General features: G+C 60.6%; 18 protein-coding genes. 10 read left to right on the top strand and 8 right to left on the bottom strand.

What is annotated here, in order from left to right; genetic code table 11:
• Positions 1-34 precede the first annotated feature (34 nt).
• A complete protein-coding gene (cysK, locus tag ACM6IO_RS02745) occupies positions 35-1,009 on the top strand; it encodes a cysteine synthase A (protein WP_008044885.1) in 975 nt (324 codons plus the stop codon).
• Positions 1,010-1,239: 230 nt separating this feature from the next.
• Positions 1,240-2,178: an aspartyl/asparaginyl beta-hydroxylase domain-containing protein gene (locus ACM6IO_RS02740; RefSeq protein ID WP_223553611.1), complete on the top strand. Its 939-nt coding sequence runs from the start codon at positions 1,240-1,242 to the stop codon at positions 2,176-2,178.
• Positions 2,179-2,230: 52 nt separating this feature from the next.
• Here the strand turns inward: ACM6IO_RS02740 and ACM6IO_RS02735 are convergent, their stop codons facing one another.
• Both ACM6IO_RS02735 and ACM6IO_RS02730 read right to left on the bottom strand, forming a co-directional pair.
• The gene (locus tag ACM6IO_RS02735) at positions 2,231-2,392 is read right to left on the bottom strand and encodes a hypothetical protein (protein ID WP_192228715.1); all 162 of its coding nucleotides are present in this window, start codon (positions 2,390-2,392) and stop codon (positions 2,231-2,233) included.
• A 37-nt stretch (positions 2,393-2,429) separates the two neighbouring features.
• Complete coding sequence (locus ACM6IO_RS02730) at positions 2,430-2,975, bottom strand: hypothetical protein (protein WP_414910863.1); 546 nt, start codon at positions 2,973-2,975, stop codon at positions 2,430-2,432.
• Positions 2,976-3,432: 457 nt separating this feature from the next.
• Here ACM6IO_RS02730 and ACM6IO_RS02725 point away from each other — a divergent pair, with 457 nt between their 5' ends.
• Positions 3,433-4,296, top strand: coding sequence for a DMT family transporter (locus ACM6IO_RS02725; RefSeq protein ID WP_008044889.1), 864 nt, complete (start codon positions 3,433-3,435; stop codon positions 4,294-4,296).
• Between the two features lie 926 nt (positions 4,297-5,222).
• On the opposite strand, the gene ACM6IO_RS02720 is transcribed toward ACM6IO_RS02725, so the two are convergent.
• The 4 genes from ACM6IO_RS02720 to ACM6IO_RS02705 all read right to left on the bottom strand — a co-directional run bounded on the left by ACM6IO_RS02720 (position 5,223) and on the right by ACM6IO_RS02705 (position 9,362).
• On the bottom strand, positions 5,223-6,164 hold the full coding sequence (locus ACM6IO_RS02720; RefSeq protein ID WP_008029067.1) for a LysR family transcriptional regulator: 942 nt from the start codon (positions 6,162-6,164) through the stop codon (positions 5,223-5,225).
• 69 nt (positions 6,165-6,233) lie between these two features.
• On the bottom strand, positions 6,234-7,763 hold the full coding sequence (locus tag ACM6IO_RS02715; RefSeq protein ID WP_192225918.1) for a tripartite tricarboxylate transporter permease: 1,530 nt from the start codon (positions 7,761-7,763) through the stop codon (positions 6,234-6,236).
• Positions 7,760-8,293, bottom strand: a complete 534-nt coding sequence (locus tag ACM6IO_RS02710) for a tripartite tricarboxylate transporter TctB family protein (protein WP_414910862.1) — start codon at positions 8,291-8,293, stop codon at positions 7,760-7,762. The genes ACM6IO_RS02715 and ACM6IO_RS02710 overlap by 4 nt, the downstream gene beginning before the upstream one ends.
• A gap of 52 nt (positions 8,294-8,345) precedes the next feature.
• Positions 8,346-9,362, bottom strand: coding sequence for a Bug family tripartite tricarboxylate transporter substrate binding protein (locus ACM6IO_RS02705; protein ID WP_192225920.1), 1,017 nt, complete (start codon positions 9,360-9,362; stop codon positions 8,346-8,348).
• 561 nt (positions 9,363-9,923) lie between these two features.
• Here ACM6IO_RS02705 and ACM6IO_RS02700 point away from each other — a divergent pair.
• The 7 genes from ACM6IO_RS02700 (at position 9,924) to ACM6IO_RS02670 (ending at position 18,963) form a co-directional block, all read left to right on the top strand.
• Positions 9,924-11,264, top strand: coding sequence for an MFS transporter (locus ACM6IO_RS02700; protein ID WP_223556711.1), 1,341 nt, complete (start codon positions 9,924-9,926; stop codon positions 11,262-11,264).
• Positions 11,257-12,213, top strand: a complete 957-nt coding sequence (locus ACM6IO_RS02695; RefSeq protein WP_223449577.1) for an amidohydrolase family protein — start codon at positions 11,257-11,259, stop codon at positions 12,211-12,213. Before ACM6IO_RS02700 ends, ACM6IO_RS02695 begins: the two co-directional genes overlap by 8 nt.
• Positions 12,210-13,214, top strand: a complete 1,005-nt coding sequence (locus ACM6IO_RS02690; RefSeq protein WP_008029054.1) for a 4-hydroxythreonine-4-phosphate dehydrogenase PdxA — start codon at positions 12,210-12,212, stop codon at positions 13,212-13,214. The genes ACM6IO_RS02695 and ACM6IO_RS02690 overlap by 4 nt, the downstream gene beginning before the upstream one ends.
• Before the next feature lie 457 nt (positions 13,215-13,671).
• A complete protein-coding gene (locus ACM6IO_RS02685) occupies positions 13,672-14,997 on the top strand; it encodes an MFS transporter (RefSeq protein WP_008043481.1) in 1,326 nt (441 codons plus the stop codon).
• A 33-nt stretch (positions 14,998-15,030) separates the two neighbouring features.
• Complete coding sequence (locus tag ACM6IO_RS02680; RefSeq protein WP_008043480.1) at positions 15,031-16,206, top strand: L-rhamnonate dehydratase; 1,176 nt, start codon at positions 15,031-15,033, stop codon at positions 16,204-16,206.
• Between the two features lie 53 nt (positions 16,207-16,259).
• Positions 16,260-17,255 carry an AraD1 family protein gene (gene araD1 / locus ACM6IO_RS02675; protein ID WP_414910861.1) on the top strand — a complete coding sequence of 332 codons (996 nt, stop codon included), beginning with the start codon at positions 16,260-16,262 and terminating at the stop codon, positions 17,253-17,255.
• Positions 17,256-17,382: 127 nt separating this feature from the next.
• Entirely contained in the window at positions 17,383-18,963 is a 1,581-nt protein-coding gene (locus ACM6IO_RS02670; RefSeq protein ID WP_414910860.1) for an aldehyde dehydrogenase (NADP(+)), read from the top strand.
• 106 nt (positions 18,964-19,069) lie between these two features.
• Here ACM6IO_RS02670 and ACM6IO_RS02665 read toward each other — a convergent pair whose 3' ends face one another.
• Together ACM6IO_RS02665 and ACM6IO_RS02660 are read right to left on the bottom strand one after the other, a co-directional pair.
• Complete coding sequence (locus tag ACM6IO_RS02665; RefSeq protein WP_008043472.1) at positions 19,070-19,978, bottom strand: DMT family transporter; 909 nt, start codon at positions 19,976-19,978, stop codon at positions 19,070-19,072.
• Between the two features lie 71 nt (positions 19,979-20,049).
• On the bottom strand, positions 20,050-21,660 hold the full coding sequence (locus tag ACM6IO_RS02660) for a methyl-accepting chemotaxis protein (protein WP_414910878.1): 1,611 nt from the start codon (positions 21,658-21,660) through the stop codon (positions 20,050-20,052).
• Positions 21,661-21,834: the final 174 nt, after the last annotated feature.

Genomic DNA, 21,834 nt, shown 5'->3' with positions numbered 1-21,834 from the left:
GAGGGCTAATTCAACGCTGCATAAGGACCCAGCCATGAGCCGTATCTTTGCTGACAACGCCCATTCCATCGGCAATACGCCGCTGGTGCAGATCAACCGCATTGCGCCGCGTGGCGTGACCATCCTGGCCAAGATCGAGGGGCGCAACCCTGGTTACTCGGTGAAGTGCCGGATTGGCGCGAACATGATCTGGGACGCCGAAAGCACCGGCAAACTAAAGCCTGGCATGACCATCGTCGAACCGACCTCCGGCAACACCGGCATTGGCCTGGCGTTTGTCGCCGCCGCACGGGGCTACAAGTTGGTGCTGACCATGCCGGCGTCCATGAGCATCGAACGGCGCAAAGTGCTCAAGGCGTTGGGCGCCGAACTGGTGCTGACCGAGCCGGCCAAAGGCATGAAAGGTGCGATCGAAAAGGCCACTGAAATGGTTGCCAGCGACCCGTCCCTCTACTTCATGCCGGCGCAATTCGAAAACCCGGCCAACCCGGCCATTCACGAGAAAACCACTGGTCCGGAAATCTGGAACGACACCGACGGTGCCGTTGATGTGCTGGTGGCCGGCGTCGGAACGGGCGGAACCATTACGGGGGTTTCGCGGTATATCAAGAATACCCAGGGCAAACCGATTCTCTCGGTGGCGGTGGAGCCCGTGGTGTCTCCGGTGATCACGCAAGCGCTGGCCGGTGAAGAGATCAAGCCTAGCCCTCACAAGATCCAGGGCATCGGTGCCGGCTTTGTGCCGAAGAACCTCGATCTGTCGATGGTGGACCGGGTCGAGTTGGTCACCGATGACGAATCCAAGGCGATGGCTTTGCGCTTGATGCAGGAGGAGGGGATTTTGTGCGGCATCTCTTGCGGTGCGGCCATGGCAGTGGCCGTGCGCTTGGCTGAAACGCCGGAAATGCAGGGCAAGACCATCGTGGTGATTCTGCCGGACTCCGGTGAGCGTTACCTGTCGAGCATGCTGTTCAGCGATCTGTTTACCGAGCAGGAGAATCAGCAGTAATCGTGAACAAATCAAAGCAGTGATGTTTCGATTTTGATCCCGACAAGTGGGCTGATCCAGGTCAGCCCCCGTTCAGGAGACATATGTTAAGAAGTGCGTTGTTGCACAATCTTTAACAGTGAATGTTGAGGAAAGCGGGTTTTTCCCGAGGCCGGTAGTGTTTATCATGGCCGACTGCCACGTCGGGTAAATGGCGTAGTGCAGAGTTGCTAATTCTCAAGGAGTTGTAGATGACCTTTACCATTGCCGCGAAGGCATCGCTGTTGCTGCTGTTCCTCGGCAGCACCCTCTATGTGCACTTGCGCGGCAAGGCGCGATTGCCGGTCTTGCGTCAGTTCGTCAACCACTCCGCTTTGTTCGCACCTTACAACGCCTTGATGTACCTGTTCTCCAGCGTGCCATCCAAACCCTATCTGGATCGCAGCAAGTTCCCGGAACTTGATGTGCTCAAGGACAATTGGGAAGTGATCCGCGACGAAGCCATGCACCTGTTCGATGAGGGTTACATTCGCGCCGCCGAGAAAAACAACGACGCCGGTTTTGGCTCGTTCTTCAAGAAAGGCTGGAAGCGTTTCTACCTCAAGTGGTACGACAAACCCCTGCCATCGGCCGAAACACTGTGCCCGAAAACAGTGGCCCTGGTCAGCAGCATTCCCAACGTCAAAGGCGCCATGTTCGCCTTGCTGCCGGGTGGCAGCCATCTCAACCCGCACCGCGATCCGTTTGCCGGTTCCCTGCGTTATCACCTGGGGTTGTCGACGCCGAATTCCGATGATTGCCGCATCTTCGTCGACGGTCAGGTTTACGCCTGGCGTGATGGCGAAGACGTGATGTTCGACGAAACCTATGTGCACTGGGTCAAGAACGAAACCGAGAAGACCCGGGTCATTCTGTTCTGCGACATCGAACGTCCGTTGAGCAACCGTATCATGACCCGCATCAACCGCTGGATCAGCAGCCTGCTCGGTCGCGCCACTGCGCCGCAGAACCTCGATGACGAGCGTGTCGGCGGGATAAACCGGGCCTACGCCTGGAGCAAGAACTCCAGCGACAAAGTCAGCGGAGTGGTCAAGCAGTGGAAGCGGCGCAATCCTAAAGCCTACCGTGTGCTGCGACCGGTGCTCGCGGTGGTGGTGTTGACGTTGTTGGGGTATTGGTTGTTTGGTTGATGTCGATTACAGAAAGACCGCTCGCTTAGAGCGGTTTTTTTTGCCCAGGATTTCACCGGCGCCCGGCGAGCACGTCAGGTTCTTCGCCTTCGATGCCTGTCGCAAGTATTTCCAGAAGGCGTCGCTGACTATCCGTGAGCACTAGAGCAATCTTTTTCCTTTCCAGTGCGGGTAAGCGATTTTTTGTAGGGGATTTCTTACTGGATTTACCCATTTTGTCCTCCACTATTGATCATTTATTAAGCAGTTTTTTACGATACTTGGCTTTCCACCGCTTTGACAAGCCGCCGTTCAGTATCGAAATAGAAGCCATGTTGTTGATAAATAGGAATCGCCCCTTTCATGGGCTCCTGAACTTCGATGAACCTGCTTCCTATAATTGTGGCGTAGTGCTGAATGACCATTATGGACAATGTAGCAATGCGTTTTTTAAGGGGATGAGCCTCTCTTGGCCGTCCCTCCAGTCGGACGATGCGAATTCGTTGCCGACTTTTGTTTGGATTTGCGAAGCAGAGTCCACACAGTTGTTTATCGAACCAGATGGATAAATCCAGCGCCAAAGGCTCCTTCGCTTTCCATCCAACAACGTCATGCCATGAAAAATGAAAATCATCCCAGCGCTCCCAGGCACTCAATGCTTGTGCGTCGATAGGTTCAAATCGCACCTTCGATAAATCAAGTACGGTAGGGCCAAACCGTTCCTTGTTCTCTTGCAGCTCGGCGGTGCTGGCGGTGGCCAGTTTTCTAGCTCTCGATTTATACAATTGATACCGAAGATGCGTCCGTTCCCTTGGCATTTGATCTCTTGCATTCCCTGTCCCCCTCAGTGGGCGATTTCCTTTCCCTCAGAGTAAGCAGCAGGTCTAACGCTGTATCTACTGGCCCTTTGTCCAAGTCATTGCAATCCATGTCGAGCGCTGGTTATAGTCGGCGCTCGGTGATTTCCGTTCACCGTCCATCCCATCAAAAAAGATCAGCCCATGCCTGCATCCCTCATCAACGCGGTAGTCGATTCAGCGGTCCACGCTGGCGTCGTGCCGTGCGGGGATCAGCAGCCTGCGCAGATCAGTCATTACCCCCCACCTGTCCGTAGCACGCCGGTGTACGCAGTCGTATCACCGCCGGGCGTTGGCGTTTCGGGCTGATCAGCTTTCCCTGCTGTTCCCTTGCCCTTCTAAAAGCGTTCGCCTGAAAAACTACTGGATTTCAGCTTCGGCTGAGTTGGCTTTTTATGCCTGACTACAGGTGGTATTCATGTTTGTCCTTTCGAAAAAATCCGCGCTCGCGGCGGCGTCCACGAGCCTGTTCGTTTTGCTGTGGAGCAGCGGGGCGATCTTCTCCAAATGGGGCCTGGCCCACGCGTCGCCCTTCGCTTTTTTGCTGATTCGTTTCGCCATCGCGCTTTGTGGATTGGTGCTGCTGGTGCCATTGCTCAAGCTGAAACTGCCCAAGGGTGGCAAGCCGATGCTGTATGCGATGGCCACCGGCGTGGTGTTGCTGGGCGCTTATCAGATTTTCTATCTGCTGGCCCTGGACCTGAAGGTCACGCCGGGCGTGATGGCCACGATCATGGGTGTGCAGCCCATCCTCACGGTGGTGATCATGGAGCGCCAGCGCTCAGCGAACCGGGTGTTCGGTTTGATGCTGGGTTTGGCCGGATTGATCATGGTGGTGTATCAGGGCATTGGTCTGGCCGGCATGTCGCTGGCCGGGATGTTTTTCGGTTTGCTGGCGTTGGCGAGTATGACGTTCGGTTCGATCATGCAGAAACGCATTACCGATAATCCCCTCGGTACGCTGCCGGTGCAGTATCTGGCGGGGCTGTTGTTGTGCGGGATTTTCGTGCCGTTCCAGCCCTTTCACTTTGAACGCAGCAGCGGTTTTATCGTGCCGGTGTTGTGGATGGGGCTGGTGGTGTCGGTGTTGGCGACGTTGTTGCTGTATCGGCTGATCGCCCGGGGCAATCTGGTGAATGTCACCAGTCTGTTCTATCTGGTGCCGGCGGTGACGGCGGTGATGGATTATCTGTTTTTCGGCAACCAACTTGCGGTGTTGAGCATGGTGGGGATGGTGCTGATTATTGTTGGTCTGGGGGTGGTGTTTCGTCAGGCGCGGTAGAGCGGTTGGGGGGGCATATCCGTTTTTTTTGTGATGGCGGCTGGCGGTTTCGCTTTTACAGCGAGTCACTTGGAAGAGCCCCAAGTAACCAAGGGCTCTTGCCCCTTTCGTTCGGTGCCTCGCCTAGGCTCGGCATGCCCTCGCTCCGGTCCTGCTCCGTGGGCCCGCCGCCATCGGCCATCCATGGCCGGGGGCGGCTAACCCGGCATCCATGCCGGGTTGCCCACTGCGCAGAACCTGCGCTCGGCCTCTCGAGGGGGCGTTCAGATCAAAAGCGGAAGGCGAGCTAACGCTCGGCCTGATGAGTGGTGGAAATCAAAAGCGTACGGGATTCCCTGTAGGAGCCGGCTTGCTGGCGATGGCGGTGGGTCGGTCAACCTATTTATTGGCTGGACGGACGCTATCGCCAGCAAGCTGGCTCCTACAAGGGAAATGCGTATGTGTTTGGATAAATACGATCAACTGTAGGAGCTGGCTTGCCGGCGATAGCGGTGGATCAGTCACGTATGTATTGGCTGGACAGACGCTATCGCTAGCAAGCCGGCTCCTACAGGGGAGCGGTGCCAATGTCCGGAATGAGTGAACGCATCAGAGAAGGACAACGCGGACATCAAAAGAGCCAGGCCGGCTTTCAGGCCGCCTCGGCGGCTGTGGCGGTAGTCGCCCCCTCGAGAGGCCGAGTGGAGGTTCTGCGCAGTGGGCAACCCGGCATGGATGCCGGGTTAGCCGCCCCCGGCCAGGGATGGCCGATGGCGGCGGGCCCACGGAGCAGGACCGGAGCGAGGGCATGCCGAGCCTAGGCGAGGCACCGAACGAAAGGGGCAAGAGCCCTTGGTTACTTGGGGCTCTTCCAAGTGACTCGCCGTAAGGGCGAAACCAATAGCCGCCGTTACCGAAGCAACGGATATATACGCATACCCAAAGGCCTACTTACTCAACGCATGCTCAGCCCGCACCGAATTCATAAACGCCTGCATCGCCGAAGACTGAATACGATGACGCCGGGTAATCAACCCATACGGCGGCAACCGCGCTTCAAACTTGATCGGCAACACCGCCAGCAAATCACGCCCCGGATAATCCTCGACCACCGACACCGGCGTGACGCCGAGCATGTCGGTCTGCTGGATCAACGACAGCAAGGTCATGATCGACGTGGTCTCGACGATGCTGCTGGGAATGTCGACCCGCGCATTGTGAAACACCTGATTGATGATCGCGCGCATCGGGCTCGGTTGCTGTTGCAACACCCACGTCATGTTCTGCAATTCCGCCCAGCTCAGGTTCTTCTCCCGAGCCAATGGATTCTGCGCACCGGCAATCACGCACAGCTCCTCTTCACCCAAACTATCGAACAGCAATTCTTCGGCCCGCGCACCCGCCGGAATCCGCCCCAGCACAATGTCGAGCTGATCCTGCAACAGTGCCTGCACCAGTACATCACTGGTGTCGACCTGAATGCTCATCGACAACCGAGGATGGCTTTTCTTCAAGGTGGCGATGGTGCGGGTCAGCAACCCCGAGGCCAACGCCGGAATCGCCCCGACGGCGACTCGCCCGAGGTTGCCGGATTCAAGCGCAACCAGTTCTTCACGCATGCCGCTGAGTTCGGCAAACACCATGCGCGCGTAGTAGATGACGGTCTCCCCGAACGGGGTGGAACGCATGCCCCGAGGCAGACGTTCGAAGAGTTCTACGCCGAGCAAGTCCTCAGCCTCGTGCAACATCTTGGTCGCCGCCGGTTGGGTCATGCCGATGTGGTCGGCGGCGCGGCGTAGCGAGCCGAGTTCCTGCAACGCCAGCATCAACCGCAATTGGCGCAGACGCAGTCGACTGTGGATCACATTGGCATCAGGAATTCGGGTCATGGGCCGCGCTCGCGAAAAAGACTGCGGCAAGCCTGACAACAAATGTCAGGCGTTGCCAGCATTGCTGTGTCACAGCACCGATTTGGTCTTGGCGACGTGGGGTTTGCGCAGGCCCATCAGGCTGCTCAACCCTTTGGAAATCAGCGGCCAGAACAGCATCAGCAGCGCCGCCGTGGTCAGGCTGCCCACCAGCGGGTTGGACCAGAAAATCCCCAAGTGGCCGTCAGAAAACAGCATCGATTGACGGAACGCGTCCTCAGCCTTGTCGCCCAGCACTGCCGCCAACACCAGCGGCGCAATCGGGTAACCGAGTTTCTTGAACAAGTAACCCAGCGCGCCGAAGCCCAGCATCAGCACCACGTCGAAGAACGAGTTGTGCACCGAGTAGGCACCGATGGCGCAGACCATGATGATGATCGGCGCAATGATCGAGAACGGAATGCGCAGGATCGAAGCGAACAGCGGCACGGTAGCCAGCACCACGATCAGGCTCACCACGTTGCCCAGGTACATGCTCGCGATAAGCCCCCAGACAAAATCGTGCTGCTCGACGAACAACGTCGGGCCAGGGTGCAAGCCCCAGATCATCAAGCCACCGAGCATCACCGCTGCCGTAGCGGAACCGGGAATGCCCAAGGTCAGCATCGGCAGCAGGGCGCTGGTGCCGGCGGCGTGGTCAGCGGTTTCCGGAGCGATCACGCCTTCGAGTTCACCCTTGCCGAAGTTCTCGCGATTCTTCGAGAAGCGCCGCGCCAGGCTGTAGCTCATGAACGAAGCCGCCGTAGGGCCGCCGGGCGTGATGCCCATCCAGCAACCAACCAGCGTGCTGCGCACAATCGTCCACCAGTAACGCGGCAACTTGGCCCAGGTACGCAGAATCACCATCGGTGTAATGCGCGCATGCTCGCCGCGAAACACCAGGCCTTCCTCGACCGTGCAAAGGATTTCACCGATGCCGAACAGGCCGATCACCGCCACTTCGAAGCTGATGCCCGTCATCAGGATCGGCTGGTCGAAGGTCAGGCGCAGGTTGCCGGATACGGTGTCCATGCCGACCGCCGCCATGGCGAAACCGATCATCATCGCCACCACGGTTTTCAGCGGCGGGTTCTTGCTCATGCCGATGAAGGTGCAGAACGCCAACAGGTACACCGCGAAGAACTCCGGTGAACTGAACGACATGGCGAAGGCAGCGATCTTGGTCGACAGGAAGGTCAGCAACAACACGCCGGCCAGTGCACCGATCAGTGCCGAACTGAAGGCGGCGGTGAGGGCTTCGGCGGCGCGACCTTCGCGGGCCATCGGGTAGCCGTCGAAGGTCGTCGCCACCGATGAGGGCTCGCCGGGGATGTTGAACAGGATCGAGGTGATCGAGCCGCCGAACAGCGCACCCCAATACATGCACGACAGCAGAATGATCGCCGACACCGGCGACATGGTGAACGTCAGCGGCAGCAACAATGCCACGCCGTTGGGGGCACCGAGGCCGGGCAGTACGCCGACCAGAATGCCCAGCAGCACGCCGATCACCATCAGGCCGATGTGGCCCGGGGTCAGGATCAGGTTCATGCCTTGCAGCAGGGAATCGAACTCGCTCATTTGAAATTTCTCCCGGCCAGGGCAATCCAGTCGCCCATCGGGCCGGCATCCAGCGGGACCTTGAACCACAGCGCGAAAATCAGGTAGCTGGCCAGCACCGCGCCAAGGGACACGCTGCCGATCATCAGTTTGCCGTAAGGCTTGGCGCGGACCTTGTCACGCCACATGAACCAGGCGATGAAGCAGGCCGACGCCACGTAGATGCCGGTGAACGGCATGGCGCCCACGAACAGCGCAATCGGGATGAACACCGACAACACTTGCCTGAACGCACTGCGGCTGACGAATGCAATGCTCAGGGCGTGCCAGCGCACCAGGGTCAACACGCCGTTGGCCACACTGGCGGCGCTGAGCATCAGGCCGATGTAGAAGGGGAAGTAACCCGGCTCGGGGCCGGAATCGCCCCAGCCGATACCTTGTTCGACACTGCCGAACATCACCACCACGCCGATCAGCGCGGTGAAGACGGTCAGGCCGAGTTCGACCCAGCGGGTACCGACCAGTGCCGGTGAATCCGAAGAATGGGACATGAAGACACCTCCAGAGGTGACGGCCGTGCGCAGGCGGACGGCCGTCGGCAACTCAGTTTTTCAGCCAGCCGGCTTCTTTGAACACCGGGGTGACGCGGGCGGTGTCTTTCTCAATGTAGGCGGTCAGCGGCTCGCCTTCGAGGAAGGTGGGCACCAGTGCGTTCTGTTTGACGTAGGCCTTGAACTCCGGGGTTTCGGTGACTTTGCGCATCAGCTCGACATAGAACGCCCGTTGCTCGGCGGTGACTTCGCCGGGCATGAACACGGTGCGCGGGAAGCGGTACTGATCGATGCCCAAGCCCTGCTCGTGACAGGTCGGCACGTCGGCCCAGGATTTGTCGCCGGCGACTTTCTCGGTGTAGCTCATGCGTTCTTTACTGAACACGCACAGCGGCTCGACCTGATCACCGCGCCATTGGCTGATGCTTTCGCTGGGGTTGTTGACGTTGGCGGCGATGTGTTTGCCGGCCAGTTGGGTCGCGGCTTCGCTGCCGCTCTTGAACGGGATGTACACCAGTTTGCTGTTTGTGGTCTGGTTCAACAGCAGGGTGAGGGTCTGGTCCACGTCCTTGGATTGGCTGCCGCCCATGCGCAGGTTCGACGGGTCAGCCTTGACCGCTTCGTAGAAGCCCTTGGCGTCCTTCCACGGTGCGTCTTTGTAGCTCCAGAGAATGAAGTCGTCCTCGGCCACGGCGGCGATGGGGGTCAGTTCCTGCCATTGGTAGCCGAGCTTGGACACCAGCGGCAAGAGGTAGATGTTGTTGGTGCCGATCACCAGTTTTTCTGGATCGCCCTTGTTCATTTTCAGGTCGAGGAAAGCTTCGGCGCCATTGCCGCCGCCCTTGTTGAGGACGATGGTATTCACGTCGAGCAGCTTGTGGGTGGTGATGATCGACTGGATCAAACGGCCGAGCTGGTCAGTGCCGCCACCGGGACCGCCAGCGACGACGATTTCGACGTTCTTGTCTGGTTGCCAGGCTGCATGAGCGAGAGCGGGAAGGGCGCCGGTGGCGACCAGCGTGCAGCCAAGAAACAGACGGGATGTGCGACGGACGAATGCATTTCGCATGGAAGGGCCTCGTTTTTGTAGTTGTTATGAGTGACTTGTCTGAGCGGTAAAGCTGCAAGCCTGGCCCGAGTGTGGGAAGCCGCAGGCGTCGCGTCTAGTCAAAACAATACATACACCGATAGCCTGGGGTTATAGCTCGGGAGGGGAAAAATCGTGATGATCGCCGCAGGCCTTGCGCCAGAGCAGTTTGAGTGGAAAGTGTGTGCAGGCCTTATTCATTGAAAGCCCCCTGAAAGCAGGGCATGACATAACCCGAGGCTATCGCCTTATTTCAAGTTTTGATTAGACGGTTATCAGTGAGCCTTCGATAGTGCTCACCAATGCCGTGAAAACGCGGCAAAACGCGAACCCTGTAGGAGCCGGCTTGCCGGCGATAGCGGAATGTCAGGCGCCATCAATATCGATTGATGCACCTCCATCACTGTAGGAGCCGGCTTGCTGGCGATTGCGGTGGGTCAGGCGCTATCAATGTTGACTGATACACCGCAATCGCCAGCAAGCCGGCTCCTACAAGGTCGGTGTTTGCAACTTCACAAAAATAATAAATTCGAGGTACGCACCATGGCTCGTCCCAGTGCTTCCCTGCAATTGCCCGGCGCAGTTGCCCAACCCGCCGCAGCGGCCACACCGCTGACCGGCACCACCAAGGCCAGCAATGTGCGCTGGCGGATCTTCGCGATCATCTTCGCGTTGACCATGGTCAACCTCATCGACCGGGTGTCGCTGTCCATTGCGATGCCGACCATCGCCCATGAGTTTTCCCTGTCGCCGAGCATGCAAGGCCTGATCCTCAGCAGCTTCTTCTGGGCCTATGCGCTGTTGCAGATACCCGGCGGCTGGATGATCGACCGCTTCGGCCCGCACCGGGTCATCAGTTGGTCCACCGGGTTGTGGGGGACGTTTCAAGTGTTGGCGGCATTTGCCACGGGCGGCTTGTCATTGTTGTTCGCCCGCGTTGCACTCGGTGCCGCCGAGGCGCCGTTGTTCCCGTCGGGTGGCAAGCTGATTTCGTTGTGGCTGGCGCCAAGCGAGCGCAGTCGCGGCGCGGTGCTGATGGACAGCGGCAGTCCGTTGGGCGTGGCGTTGGGCGGGCTAATCATTGCTTATCTGATCGCGTCGCTGGACTCATGGCGCCTGGCGTTCGTGATCGCCGGTATCGCGACGCTGGTACTGGCGTGGCTGGCGCGGCGGTATCTGCGTGATGACCCGGCCAGCCACCCGCAAGTGAATGCCGAAGAGCTCGAGAAGATCAACGCCGGACGCGCCACGCCAGCAGCCGAAGCGGCGCGAGTGCCGGTCAAGGGCCTGGGCATCGCGGCGCGTTCCCTGAGCGGTTTGCTGATCGGTCGCGCCAGTTGGGCGATGGTGTATTTCGGCTTGCTGACCTGGGGCCCGAGTTATCTGGCGCAGGCTCGCGGTTTCGATATCAAGGGCATTGGCGCGGCGACGTTCGTGATTTTCGTCTGCGGTGCGCTTGGCTCGTTGACCGGTGGTTTCCTCTGCGACGGGCTGATCCGCAAAGGCGTCAGTCGCGGTGTGGCGGTCAAGAGCCTGCTGGCGTTTTCCGGTCTGGTGGCCCTCGGCGCGTTTCTGTTGTTGCCGACCCTGACTAACCCTTTTGCCGCCGTGGCGTTGTTGGCCATGACTGCGTTTTTCCTGATGTGGGGCAGCCTCTACTGGAGCTTCCCGGCATTGCTGGCGGCGCCGGCGCGGGTCGGCCTGATCGGCGGCGTGATGAACATGGCCGGCAGCACGGGCGGGATTGCGGTGCCGATCCTGGTCGGCGTGATCCTGCAAATGGCCGGTGGATTCGCGCCGGTGCTGGGGTTCTTTGCGGCGTGTTCGGCGGTCTTCGTTTTTGCCACGCTGTTCATCAGCCTCGACGAGGTGCGCCATGACTGAGTTGTATACGGGGCCGATCATCGACGCCCATCACCACTTCTGGGACCCGACGATCAATCACCATCCGTGGCTCGCGCCTGAAGCCAGGATCCCGTTTCGCTACGGCGACTACAGCGCGATCAAGCGGCGCTATTTTCCCGACGATTACTTCGCCGATGCCGGGCCGCATAACGTCGTGCAAACGGTGTACATCGAGACCGAATGGGACCCGCAAGATCCGATTGGCGAAACCCGATTCATTGAAGGTTTGGCGGCGCGTTACGGCGTACCGAATGCAATCGTCGCGCAGGCCTGGCTCGATCATCCGGACGCCATCGCGGTGCTCACCGAGCAGGCGAGTTTCAAGTGCGTACGCAGCGTGCGCCACAAACCCGGTGGCCCGACTTCGACGGCGCAGGTGGGCCATCTGCGCAGCCTGATGAGCGATGAACACTGGCGTCGCAGTTACGCCGCGCTGCAAGGGCTGGGGCTGCATTTCGATTTGCAGACACCCTGGTGGAACCTCTACGAAGCCGAACGGCTGGCCCGGGACTTTCCCGGCACCACGCTGATTCTCAACCACGCCGGGTTGCCCAATGACCGCAGCGCCGAAGGCCTGGCGGGGTGGCGTCTGGCGATGGCACGACTGGCCGAATGGCCGAACGTACAGGTGAAGGTTTCCGGCCTGGGCCTGAAAGGGCAGGCGTGGCGCGCCAAAGACAATGCCTGGATCGTGCGCGAAGTGATCGCCATGTTCGGCACCGACCGCGTGATGTTCGCCAGCAACTTTCCGGTGGACAGCCTGTGCGGCTCGTTCGACGACATCTACAGCGGTTTCAAATCCATCGTTGCTGACCTGCCATGGGCGGATCAGGAGCGCCTGTTCTACAGCAACGCGCAGCGGGTTTATCGCTGCGAGCCTAGCGCCATTGACCGTACATGGCCCGAACCATTGAGGAGTGAAGCATGAGCAAGACAACCATCGCCATGGTCCTGGGCGACCCGGCGGGCATCGGCCCGGAACTGATCGCACGCCTGCTCGCGGAGCCTCAGGTTCGCAGCCAGGCCAACGTGATCCTGATTGCCGACGAGGCGGAAATGCGGCGCGGCATGCGCATCGCCGGGGTGGAATTTCCGTACCGTCGCGTCGAGTCGCTGGATCAGCTGTCATTTGTCGATGACACGCCGTTGTTCTATGACTTTCGCGGCGACACCATCGGCGAATTCCCGCGCAGTGAAGCCAGCGTCATTGGTGGCCGCTACAGCCTCGACACTCTGGAAAAAGCCCTGCGCCTCACCGAGGCCGGCACCACGGGTGCGGTGCTGTTCGGGCCGCTGAACAAGACCTCGCTGCACATGGCCGGCATGGCCCACAACGACGAGTTGCACTGGTTCGCCGAGCTGCTGGATTTCCACGGGCCGTTCTGCGAATTCAACGTGCTCGACAACCTCTGGACGTCGCGGGTGACCTCGCATGTGGCCTTGGCCGAGGTGCCGGGCATGCTGACGCAAGCGCGGGTGGTGGAAGCGATCCAGCTGATCGACACCGCGCTCAAGCGCAACGGCCTGGCGAAACCGCGCATCGGCGTGTGCGGTCTGAACCCGCACAACGGCGACAACGGCTCGTTCGGTCGCGAAGAACTGGACATCATCGGCCCGGCCGTACGTTCGGCGCAGGCGTTGGGGATTGCGGCCGAAGGTCCGTACCCGGGCGACACGATTTTCCTCAAGGTGCAGGGCGATGCGAGCGCCTTTGACGCGGTGGTGACGATGTACCACGACCAGGGACAGATCGCGATCAAGTTGATGGGCTTCTCCCGTGGGGTGACGGTGCAGGGCGGCTTGCCGATCCCCATCACCACACCGGCCCATGGCACCGCGTTTGATATCGCCGGTCAAGGCAAAGCCAACCCCGGCGCGATCCGCCAGGCGTTCGAAATCGCCTGCCGCATGGGCACCAACCACTACTGACCCGCCGCATTTTCCTGTGGGGGATTCCCCGCGATGACGGGAGTACAGACACGCTGGCAGTGACTGTGAGACCGCTATCGCGGGCAAGCCCGGTGGTGTTGCGCGATGTTGTGATCCATTCAAAACCCATGTGGGAGCGAGCCTGCTCGCGATAGCGCTCTATCAGTCACCGCAATGTGCCTGCCAGATCGCCTTCGCGAGCAGGCTCGCTCCCACAGTTGTTTTTGGGGGGGCGCCTGATAACTCGATCTAGGCAATAACCGCACTTACCTATCACCCCAGGTTATCGATGGATGTGCATAAGTGATTATCCGCCGCCCTGTGCGCTGGCTAAAGTCGCTCCATCGAATGACCAGAGCCGGCCACCCGAGCCGCCTCGATCGCACGATTCAACAACTACAAAAAGCCCGCCTTGTCACTTCCGCAAGGCACATACCGGCAGCAAAGGAACCTTCACATGACTCGTCCAGATTTCGCCCTGGCTCTGTCCAGTGCCATCTCCAAAAGCCGGCTGCGTCTGCTGCCGTTTCTGATCCTGATGTACATCCTCGCCTTCATAGATCGCTCCAACGTCGGCTTCGCCAAGGCCGCGCTGCAGGCCGACACCGGTTTGGGCGATGCCGCGTTCGCGTTCGGCGCGAGCATCTTCTTCATCGGCTACGCGTTCTTCGAAGTGCCGAGCAACTACATGCTGCACCGCCTCGGCGCGAAGGTCTGGCTGTGCCGGATCATGGTCACCTGGGGCCTGGTGTCGGCGGCAATGATGTTCGCCCACAACGCCGAAACCTTTTACGTCCTGCGCTTCCTGCTGGGTGTCGCCGAAGCCGGCTTCTTCCCTGGGATCATCCTTTACCTCACCTACTGGTTCCCGGCACAAAGCCGTGGCCAGGCGCTCGGTCTGTTCTATTTCGGCTTGCCCCTGGCGCTGGTGCTGGGCAGCCCGCTGTCGGGCTGGTTGCTGGACTTCCACGGCGTGTTCGGCCTGACCAACTGGCAATGGTTGTTCGTCGTCGAAGGGCTGATGGCGTCGGTGGTTGGCATCGCTGCGTACTTCTATCTGGTCAACCGTCCGGCCGATGCCACGTGGTTGAGCGTCGATGAAAAGCAGGCGCTGCAAACCGCGCTCAGCGAAGAAGACGCGAAGAAAAAAGACAGCAGCCCCCATGGTTTTCTCAGTGCGCTGCGCAACCCTCGGGTGCTGCAATTCTGCCTGGCGTATTTCACCATTCAGATGAGCGTGTACGGCGTGGTGTTTTACCTGCCGACGCGCATCGCCGGGCTGCTCGACGGCCACGTCGGCCTCAACGTCGGCCTGATCACCGCGATACCGTGGATCTGCGCCCTGGTCGTGACCCGTCTCGTCACTCGCTACGCCGACCGCACCGGGCAACATCGTCGCCTCGCTGTGTGCATGCTGACCATGGCCGCGCTCGGCATCGCCGCCTCGGCGCTGGGCACCAGCATGGTACCGGTGGTCATCGCCTTCTGTTTCGCCGCTGCCGGTTTCGTCTCGGTGCAGCCACTGTTCTGGACCATTCCCACCAGCTACCTCAGCGGTGCCGCCGCAGCCGGCGGGATTGCCCTGATCAACTCCATCGGCAACCTCGGCGGCTTCGTCGCACCGAACCTGAAAACCGTGATGGAAACCAGCTTCGCCGACCCCCGCGCCGGCATGTTCGCCCTGGCCCTGGTCGGCATTGTCGGCGCCGTCCTGTTGTCCCGACTTCGCAGCACCCACACCCCTAAATCCCCCTCGCAGCTCACACCGGCTCAGGTTGGCTGATCACTACCCAAGCGTTAGCAAGGAATTGAATTCATGAAAATCAAAGCAATCCGTACCCGCGTTTTCGAGTGGAAAGGCAAAGTCGTCCCACCACAAGCGCACTTCTGCACCAACGCCAGCGACATCCTGTTCGAACGTGGCGACGCCATGGGTTCGTTCCGTTTCCACGGCTGGCTGGTGGTGGAAGTCGAGACCGACACCGGTCTCGTCGGCATCGGTAACTGCGCCCTGGCGCCACGCGTTGCCAAGGAAATCATCGACACCTACCTGGCGCCGATTGCGATTGGTGAAGACCCGTTCGACAACGAATACATCTGGCAGAAGATGTACCGCCAGAGCCACGCCTGGGGCCGTAAAGGCATCGGCATGGCGGCGATCTCGGCAATCGACATCGCGATCTGGGACATCATGGGCAAAGCGGTCAACAAACCGGTGTTCAAGTTGCTCGGTGGCCGCACCAAGGAAAAGATCTGGACCTACGCCTCCAAGCTCTACGCCAACGACAACCTCGACCTGTTCCTCGAAGAGGCCCAGGGCTATCTGAACCAGGGGTTCACCGCGCTGAAAATGCGTTTCGGCTACGGCCCGAAAGATGGCCCGGCGGGCATGCGCAAAAACATCGAACAAGTGCGCGCACTGCGTGAACTGGCCGGCCCGGACATCGACATCATGCTCGAATGCTACATGGGCTGGACCCTGGAATACGCACGCCGCATGTTGCCGAAACTCGCCGAATTCGAACCGCGCTGGCTCGAAGAGCCGGTGATCGCCGACGACATCGAAGGCTACATCGAGCTGAAAAAAATGGGGATCATGCCGATCTCCGGCGGCGAGCACGAATTCACCTCCTACGGCTTCAAAGACCTGCTGGAACGCCGCGCCGTCGACGTGATCCAGTACGACACCAACCGTGTGGGCGGCATCACCGCCGCGCGCAAGATCAACGCCATGGCCGAAGCCTGGTCGGTGCCGGTGATTCCGCACGCGGGGCAGATGCACAACTATCACCTGACCATGTCCACCACCGCCTCACCGATGGCCGAGTTCTTCCCGGTCTTCGATGTCGAGGTCGGCAACGAACTCTTCTACTACGTGTTCAAGGGCGAGCCGCAACCGGTCAACGGCTACATCCAGCTCGACGACAACAAGCCGGGCCTGGGCCTGGAAATCTCCGATGAGTACCTGAGCGACTTCAACATCATCGAGTGACCTTGAGGCGCCGCTCGTGAGCGGCGCCATTCACGACTTTCTGGAGGGCCGACATGCGCCTGATTCAATTTGAAAACACTGCCGGTGAGCGTCAGGTCGGCGTCGTCGAAGGTTCGCAGGTCCAGGTGCTCAAAGGCACCCGCAGCACCCGTGAACTGGCTCTCGCGGCGATCCGCGCCCAACGCAGCCTGCAAGAAGAAGTGGCCCAACGCGGCACCGAGGCGGGCCCGGATTACGCGCAACTGTTGCAGCAGGGCAACGTCCTGCCGCCGCTGGATCACGAAGACCCGGCGCACTGCCTGATCAGCGGCACCGGCCTGACTCACCTCGGCAGCGCCTCGGCGCGGGACAAAATGCACCAGCAGGATGGCGCCGTTGAAGCCGGCATGACCGACACCATGCGCATTTTCAAGTGGGGCCTGGAAGGTGGCAAACCCGCCGCCGGACAGGTTGGCGCGCAGCCGGAATGGTTCTACAAGGGCGACGGCAGCATCGTTGTGCGCCCCGGCGCGGATTTCCCGGTGCCGCCGTTTGCCGAAGATGCCGGTGAAGAGCCGGAGCTGACCGGTCTGTATGTGATTGGCGATGACGGCCTGCCGTATCGCGTCGGTTATGCGCTGGGTAACGAGTTCTCCGACCATGTCATGGAACGCCGCAATTACCTGTACCTCGCGCACTCGAAACTGCGTTTCTGCGCCTATGGTCCGGAGCTGCGCGTCGGTGAATTGCCTAAACACCTGGCGGGCACCAGCCGCATCATCCGCAACGGCGAAACCCTCTGGGAAAAAGAGTTTCTCAGCGGCGAAGACAACATGTGCCACAGCCTCGCCAACCTCGAATTCCATCACTTCAAATACGCGCAGTTTTTGCGTCCGGGCGATGTCCACGTGCATTACTTCGGCACTGCGACGCTGTCGTTTGCCGACGGCGTGAAAACCCGGCCGGGGGATCGCTTCCAGATCAGCCTCGACGCGTTTGGCGCACCGTTGGAAAACGGCATCGGCGAAAGCGCCCAGCCGTTGGCCATCGGCCAGATTCGCGCGCTCTAAAAGCCAGTGTAGGAGCCGGCTTGCTGGCGATGGCGGTGTGTCATTCAACGTATGTTTTGGCCGGACAGACGCTATCGCCAGCAAGCCGGCTCCTACAGGTCCGTGCTAATTGATCAGGAATTACCTCATGACCACGTTACTTGGACACAACTACATCGGCGGACAGCGCAGCGCCAACGGCACGTTGCAACTGCAAAGCCTCGACGCCACAACCGGCGAGCCGCTGCCCGGCACCTTCTTCCAGGCGACTGAAGCCGAAGTGGATGCCGCCGCCAAAGCCGCCGCTGCGGCGTACCCGATCTACCGCAACCTGAGCGCGGAAAAACGCGCGGCGTTCCTCGACGCCATCGCCGATGAAATCGATGCGCTGGGCGATGACTTCGTCGCCACGGTCTGCCGGGAAACGGCACTGCCGGCCGGGCGTATCCAGGGCGAGCGTGGGCGCACCAGCGGCCAGATGCGTCTGTTCGCCAAGGTCCTGCGGCGCGGTGATTTCTACGGTGCGCGGATCGATCGGGCCTTGCCGGATCGTCAGCCGTTGCCACGCCCGGATCTGCGCCAGTACCGCATCGCCATCGGTCCGGTGGCGGTGTTTGGCGCCAGCAACTTTCCGCTCGCTTTTTCCACTGCGGGTGGCGATACCGCTTCGGCACTGGCCGCCGGTTGCCCGGTGGTATTCAAGGCGCACAGCGGACACATGGCGACCGCCGAACGGGTTGCAGATGCAATCATCCGCGCCGCCGAACGCACGGGCATGCCGGCCGGTGTGTTCAACATGATTTATGGCGGTGGCGTTGGTGAGTGGCTGGTCAAGCACCCGGCCATTCAGGCCGTGGGCTTCACCGGTTCGCTCAAGGGTGGCAATGCCCTGAGCCACATGGCCGCGACCCGGCCGCAACCGATCCCGGTGTTCGCCGAAATGTCGAGCATCAACCCAGTGTTCCTGTTGCCCGAAGCCCTCGCCGTGCGGGGCGAGCAGATCGCGGCGCAACTGGCCGGTTCGGTGACCTTGGGTTGCGGGCAGTTCTGCACCAATCCGGGTTTGGTCATCGGTTTGCGTTCGCCACAGTTCAGCGCTTTCCTTCAACAGTTCTGCGCCAACATGAACGAGCAGCCGGCACAAACCATGCTCAACGCCGGCGCACTGGTCAGCTACAGCCAAGGCCTTGGGGAATTGCACGAACATCCGGGGCTGACGCACCTGGCGGGCAAACCGCAGCAGGGCAATCAGGCGCAACCGCAGGTGTTCAAGGCCGATGTCAGCCTGCTGCTCAAGGGCGATGAGTTGCTTCAGGAAGAAGTGTTCGGGCCGACTACCATCGTCATCGAAGTCGAAGATCGGGCGCAGCTCGCGGCGGCGCTGCATGGCCTGCGCGGGCAATTGACGGCGACGCTGATCGGCGAGGCCGAAGAGCTGCTGGAATACCGCTGGCTGGCGCAATTGCTACAGGAAAAAGTCGGGCGGATCTTGCTCAACGGCTATCCGACCGGGGTCGAAGTCTGCGAGGCGATGGTGCATGGCGGGCCGTATCCGGCGACGTCGGATTCTCGCGGGACGTCGGTGGGGACGCTGGCGATTGATCGATTCCTGCGGCCGGTGTGCTTCCAGAATTACCCGGATGCGTTGTTGCCCGAGGCGTTGCAGAACGCGAATCCGCTGGGGATTCGGCGGTTGGTGGATGGCGAAGAGAGTCAGTTAGCCTTGTAGTGCACTGGCGATCGCCTTCGCGGGCAAGCCTCGCTCCTACAGGTCCTGCACAAAACCCGTAGGAGCGAGGCTTGCCCGCGAAGGCGTCATCAGCAGCACCACAACTCTATTTGGCGGTCACCTCGGCGACCTTCATCACCGAAGGCTTCAACACCAACCACAACGCCGCCGCAATCAACACCCCGCCATACACATGCGCCATCGACAACGGCTCATCCAGCAGCAACGCCCCCCACAACACCCCGAACGGCGGAATCAGGAACGTCGTTGTCATCGATTTCAAAGGCCCGATCGAGCTGAGCAGGCGGAAGTAAATGATGTACGCAAACGCCGTGCACCCCAGGCCCAGCCCCAGCAACGACAGCCACACGCTCCAGCCGCCCCAGCTCGCCGGTGGCTGGCTGATCACGCTGTAGCCGAACAGCGGCAGCAGGAACAAGGTCGCCCCGAGCATGCTGCCCAGTGCCGAAAGACGACTGTCGAGCCCGCCGGCCTGATCGAGCCAGCGGCGGGCGAGGAACCCGGCAAAACCGTAACAGGTGGTGGCGAGCAGGCAGGCGAGGGCGCCCATCAGCAGTTGCAGGTCGAAGGCCACCGGGCCGGCACGGGTCAGCACGCCAACACCGAACAAACCGAGAAACACCCCGCCGAGCTTGGCGGCAGTGAGCCGCTCACTGAAGAACAGGCCGCCGATCAACACGCCCATCAGTGGCGTGGTGGCGTTGAAGATTGCCGAGTAACCGGCGGGCAGCACCTGGGCAGCCACTGAATAGAGGGTCGCCGGAATCCCGGAGTTGATCACCCCGAGCAGCATCACGGTTTTGAGCTTGCCCTTGAAATCCCAGCTGATGCGCATCAACCCGACAATCACCAGCAACCCGACTGCCGCAATCGACACGCGGAAAAACGCCGTGGGGATGCTGCCAATCACTGGGGCGATGATGCGCATGAACAGGAAACTCGCGCCCCAGATGGCCGCCAGCGACAGTAAACGAACGATATCGACAGGGCTCACGGTGCACTCCTTCCTTGATGGGGACGAGAGTGTTGCCGAGAGCCTTGCCTATGGCAACCGAAAAACCGGCATCAAATTATGAAACGTGTCACCAGACCGTTGAGGTCGATTGCCAGCCGCGACAGTTCCTGACTGGCGGCTGAAGTCTGGGTGGCGCCGGCGGCGGTCTGGGTCGAGAGATCGCGAATGGTCACCAGGTTCTGATCGACTTCCCGGGCCACCAGCGCTTGCTGTTCGGCGGCGCTGGCGATGACCAGGTTGCGTTCGTTGATCTGCGAGATCGATGCGGTGATTTTCTCCAGGGCGCTGCCGGCACTGTTGGCCCGGCGCAAGGTCTGGCTGGCGTGTTCGGCACTGCTTTGCAGCGCGCTCACCGTGGCCCCGGTGCCGTGCTGAATGTTGTTGATCATCAGCTCGATTTCTTCGGTGGAGTTCTGGGTGCGTTGCGCCAGCGAACGCACTTCATCGGCCACTACGGCAAACCCGCGCCCGGCCTCACCGGCGCGTGCGGCTTCGATGGCCGCATTGAGCGCCAACAGGTTGGTCTGCCCGGCGATGCCGCGAATCACTTCCAGCACTTTGCTGATGTCCTGCGCCTGAACCGCCAGGCCCTCGGCCCGTTCCGAGGCGCCGAGCACTTCGCTGACCAGCCCCTGAATCGCGGTGATGGTTTCAGTGACCTGCACGTGGCCGTGCTTGCTGTCCTCGTTCGACGCCTGAGAGGCTTCGGCGCTGGACACGGCATTCGCGGCGACTTCGTCCACCGCAGTGCTCATCTCGGTGACGGCGGTGGCGGCCATCTCGATCTGGTCGTTCTGCTGCTGCAGGCCGCGAGTGCTTTCCTCCATCACCGAACTCATTTCCTCGGCTGCCGATGCCAGTTGGCGCGCCGAGTCGCTGATGCCGCGAATGGTCGTGCGCAGGTTGCCTTGCATGTCGGCGAGGGCGTTGAGCAATTGCGCGGCTTCGTCCTTGCCGTGGCTGGCAATCTGTCCGCTGAGGTCGCCCGCGGCAATCCGGCGTGCGACCTGCAGCGCCTGATTGATCGGCGTGGTGATGCTGCGCGTCAACAGCCAGGCCAACAGCAGCGTGGCAAGCAGCGCAATCACGATGATCGTGCCGACGATCCATTGCGCACGCTGGTACATCAACGCGGCGGCGTCCGCAGCGGTATCGGCGCCTTGCTGATTGAAACTGATCATCGATTCCAGGGATTTATCCAGCACGATGCCCTGCGGGGCCAGTTCACTGTTGAGGCGGGCGTAGGCCTGTTCATCCTGGCCGGCATCGATCTGCGCGAGGATCTGGTCGAGGATGGCCAGGTACTTCGCGACGGCGGCATTCAGGCTGTCGAGCATGGCCCGTTCCTGGTCGCTGGACAGCAGCGTCTTGTGGTCGTTGAGGCGTTTTTGCAATTCCTGGCGTTGCACGTTGAGGATGCCTTTGCTCCTTTCCCGCACAGCGCTCTGGCTGTTGGCGATCAACCGCAACGATTCCAGGCGGATGGTGGCGATGTTGGACGCGCTGTCATGGATGCTCTCGATGCTCGGCATCCACGATTCCTCGATGACCGATGCACTCTCGCGCAGGGTCGCCATCTGACCCAGGCCGAACAGCCCGACCAGCACCAGCAGGCTGGCCAGCACAGCAAAACTCAAGCTCGCGCGCAAACCTATGCGCATGTTCCTTATAGGCATCTTATGTGCTCCTTGGGCATTTTGAGAGGTAGTCCTCGTGGACCGAGGATCTTGTTTTTAGGCGGGTGAACGCGGGGTGTATATCAAAGTGCCATTATCTTGGTAAGACCAGTTCGAGAGCACTTTTCAGGCGGGCAGGCTTTCAGGAAAAAGCAGAAA

Origin of the sequence: Pseudomonas sp. IT-P44 (assembly GCF_949768225.1) — a bacterium.
Lineage (GTDB): Bacteria > Pseudomonadota > Gammaproteobacteria > Pseudomonadales > Pseudomonadaceae > Aquipseudomonas > Aquipseudomonas migulae.
This window is presented reverse-complemented; position numbering and strand designations above follow the sequence as displayed.

Coding starts and splice junctions, on each gene's coding strand:
- ACM6IO_RS02710 (WP_414910862.1), bottom strand. CDS start 8,293: ATGTCCCATTCTTCGGATTCACCGGCACTGGTCGGTACCCGCTGGGTC.
- ACM6IO_RS02695 (WP_223449577.1), top strand. CDS start 11,257: ATGACTGAGTTGTATACGGGGCCGATCATCGACGCCCATCACCACTTC.
- araD1 (WP_414910861.1), top strand. CDS start 16,260: ATGCGCCTGATTCAATTTGAAAACACTGCCGGTGAGCGTCAGGTCGGC.
- ACM6IO_RS02680 (WP_008043480.1), top strand. CDS start 15,031: ATGAAAATCAAAGCAATCCGTACCCGCGTTTTCGAGTGGAAAGGCAAA.
- ACM6IO_RS02660 (WP_414910878.1), bottom strand. CDS start 21,660: ATGCGCATAGGTTTGCGCGCGAGCTTGAGTTTTGCTGTGCTGGCCAGC.
- ACM6IO_RS02730 (WP_414910863.1), bottom strand. CDS start 2,975: ATGCCAAGGGAACGGACGCATCTTCGGTATCAATTGTATAAATCGAGA.
- ACM6IO_RS02705 (WP_192225920.1), bottom strand. CDS start 9,362: ATGCGAAATGCATTCGTCCGTCGCACATCCCGTCTGTTTCTTGGCTGC.
- ACM6IO_RS02725 (WP_008044889.1), top strand. CDS start 3,433: ATGTTTGTCCTTTCGAAAAAATCCGCGCTCGCGGCGGCGTCCACGAGC.
- ACM6IO_RS02720 (WP_008029067.1), bottom strand. CDS start 6,164: ATGACCCGAATTCCTGATGCCAATGTGATCCACAGTCGACTGCGTCTG.
- ACM6IO_RS02685 (WP_008043481.1), top strand. CDS start 13,672: ATGACTCGTCCAGATTTCGCCCTGGCTCTGTCCAGTGCCATCTCCAAA.
- ACM6IO_RS02690 (WP_008029054.1), top strand. CDS start 12,210: ATGAGCAAGACAACCATCGCCATGGTCCTGGGCGACCCGGCGGGCATC.
- ACM6IO_RS02670 (WP_414910860.1), top strand. CDS start 17,383: ATGACCACGTTACTTGGACACAACTACATCGGCGGACAGCGCAGCGCC.
- ACM6IO_RS02735 (WP_192228715.1), bottom strand. CDS start 2,392: ATGGGTAAATCCAGTAAGAAATCCCCTACAAAAAATCGCTTACCCGCA.
- ACM6IO_RS02715 (WP_192225918.1), bottom strand. CDS start 7,763: ATGAGCGAGTTCGATTCCCTGCTGCAAGGCATGAACCTGATCCTGACC.
- cysK (WP_008044885.1), top strand. CDS start 35: ATGAGCCGTATCTTTGCTGACAACGCCCATTCCATCGGCAATACGCCG.
- ACM6IO_RS02740 (WP_223553611.1), top strand. CDS start 1,240: ATGACCTTTACCATTGCCGCGAAGGCATCGCTGTTGCTGCTGTTCCTC.
- ACM6IO_RS02700 (WP_223556711.1), top strand. CDS start 9,924: ATGGCTCGTCCCAGTGCTTCCCTGCAATTGCCCGGCGCAGTTGCCCAA.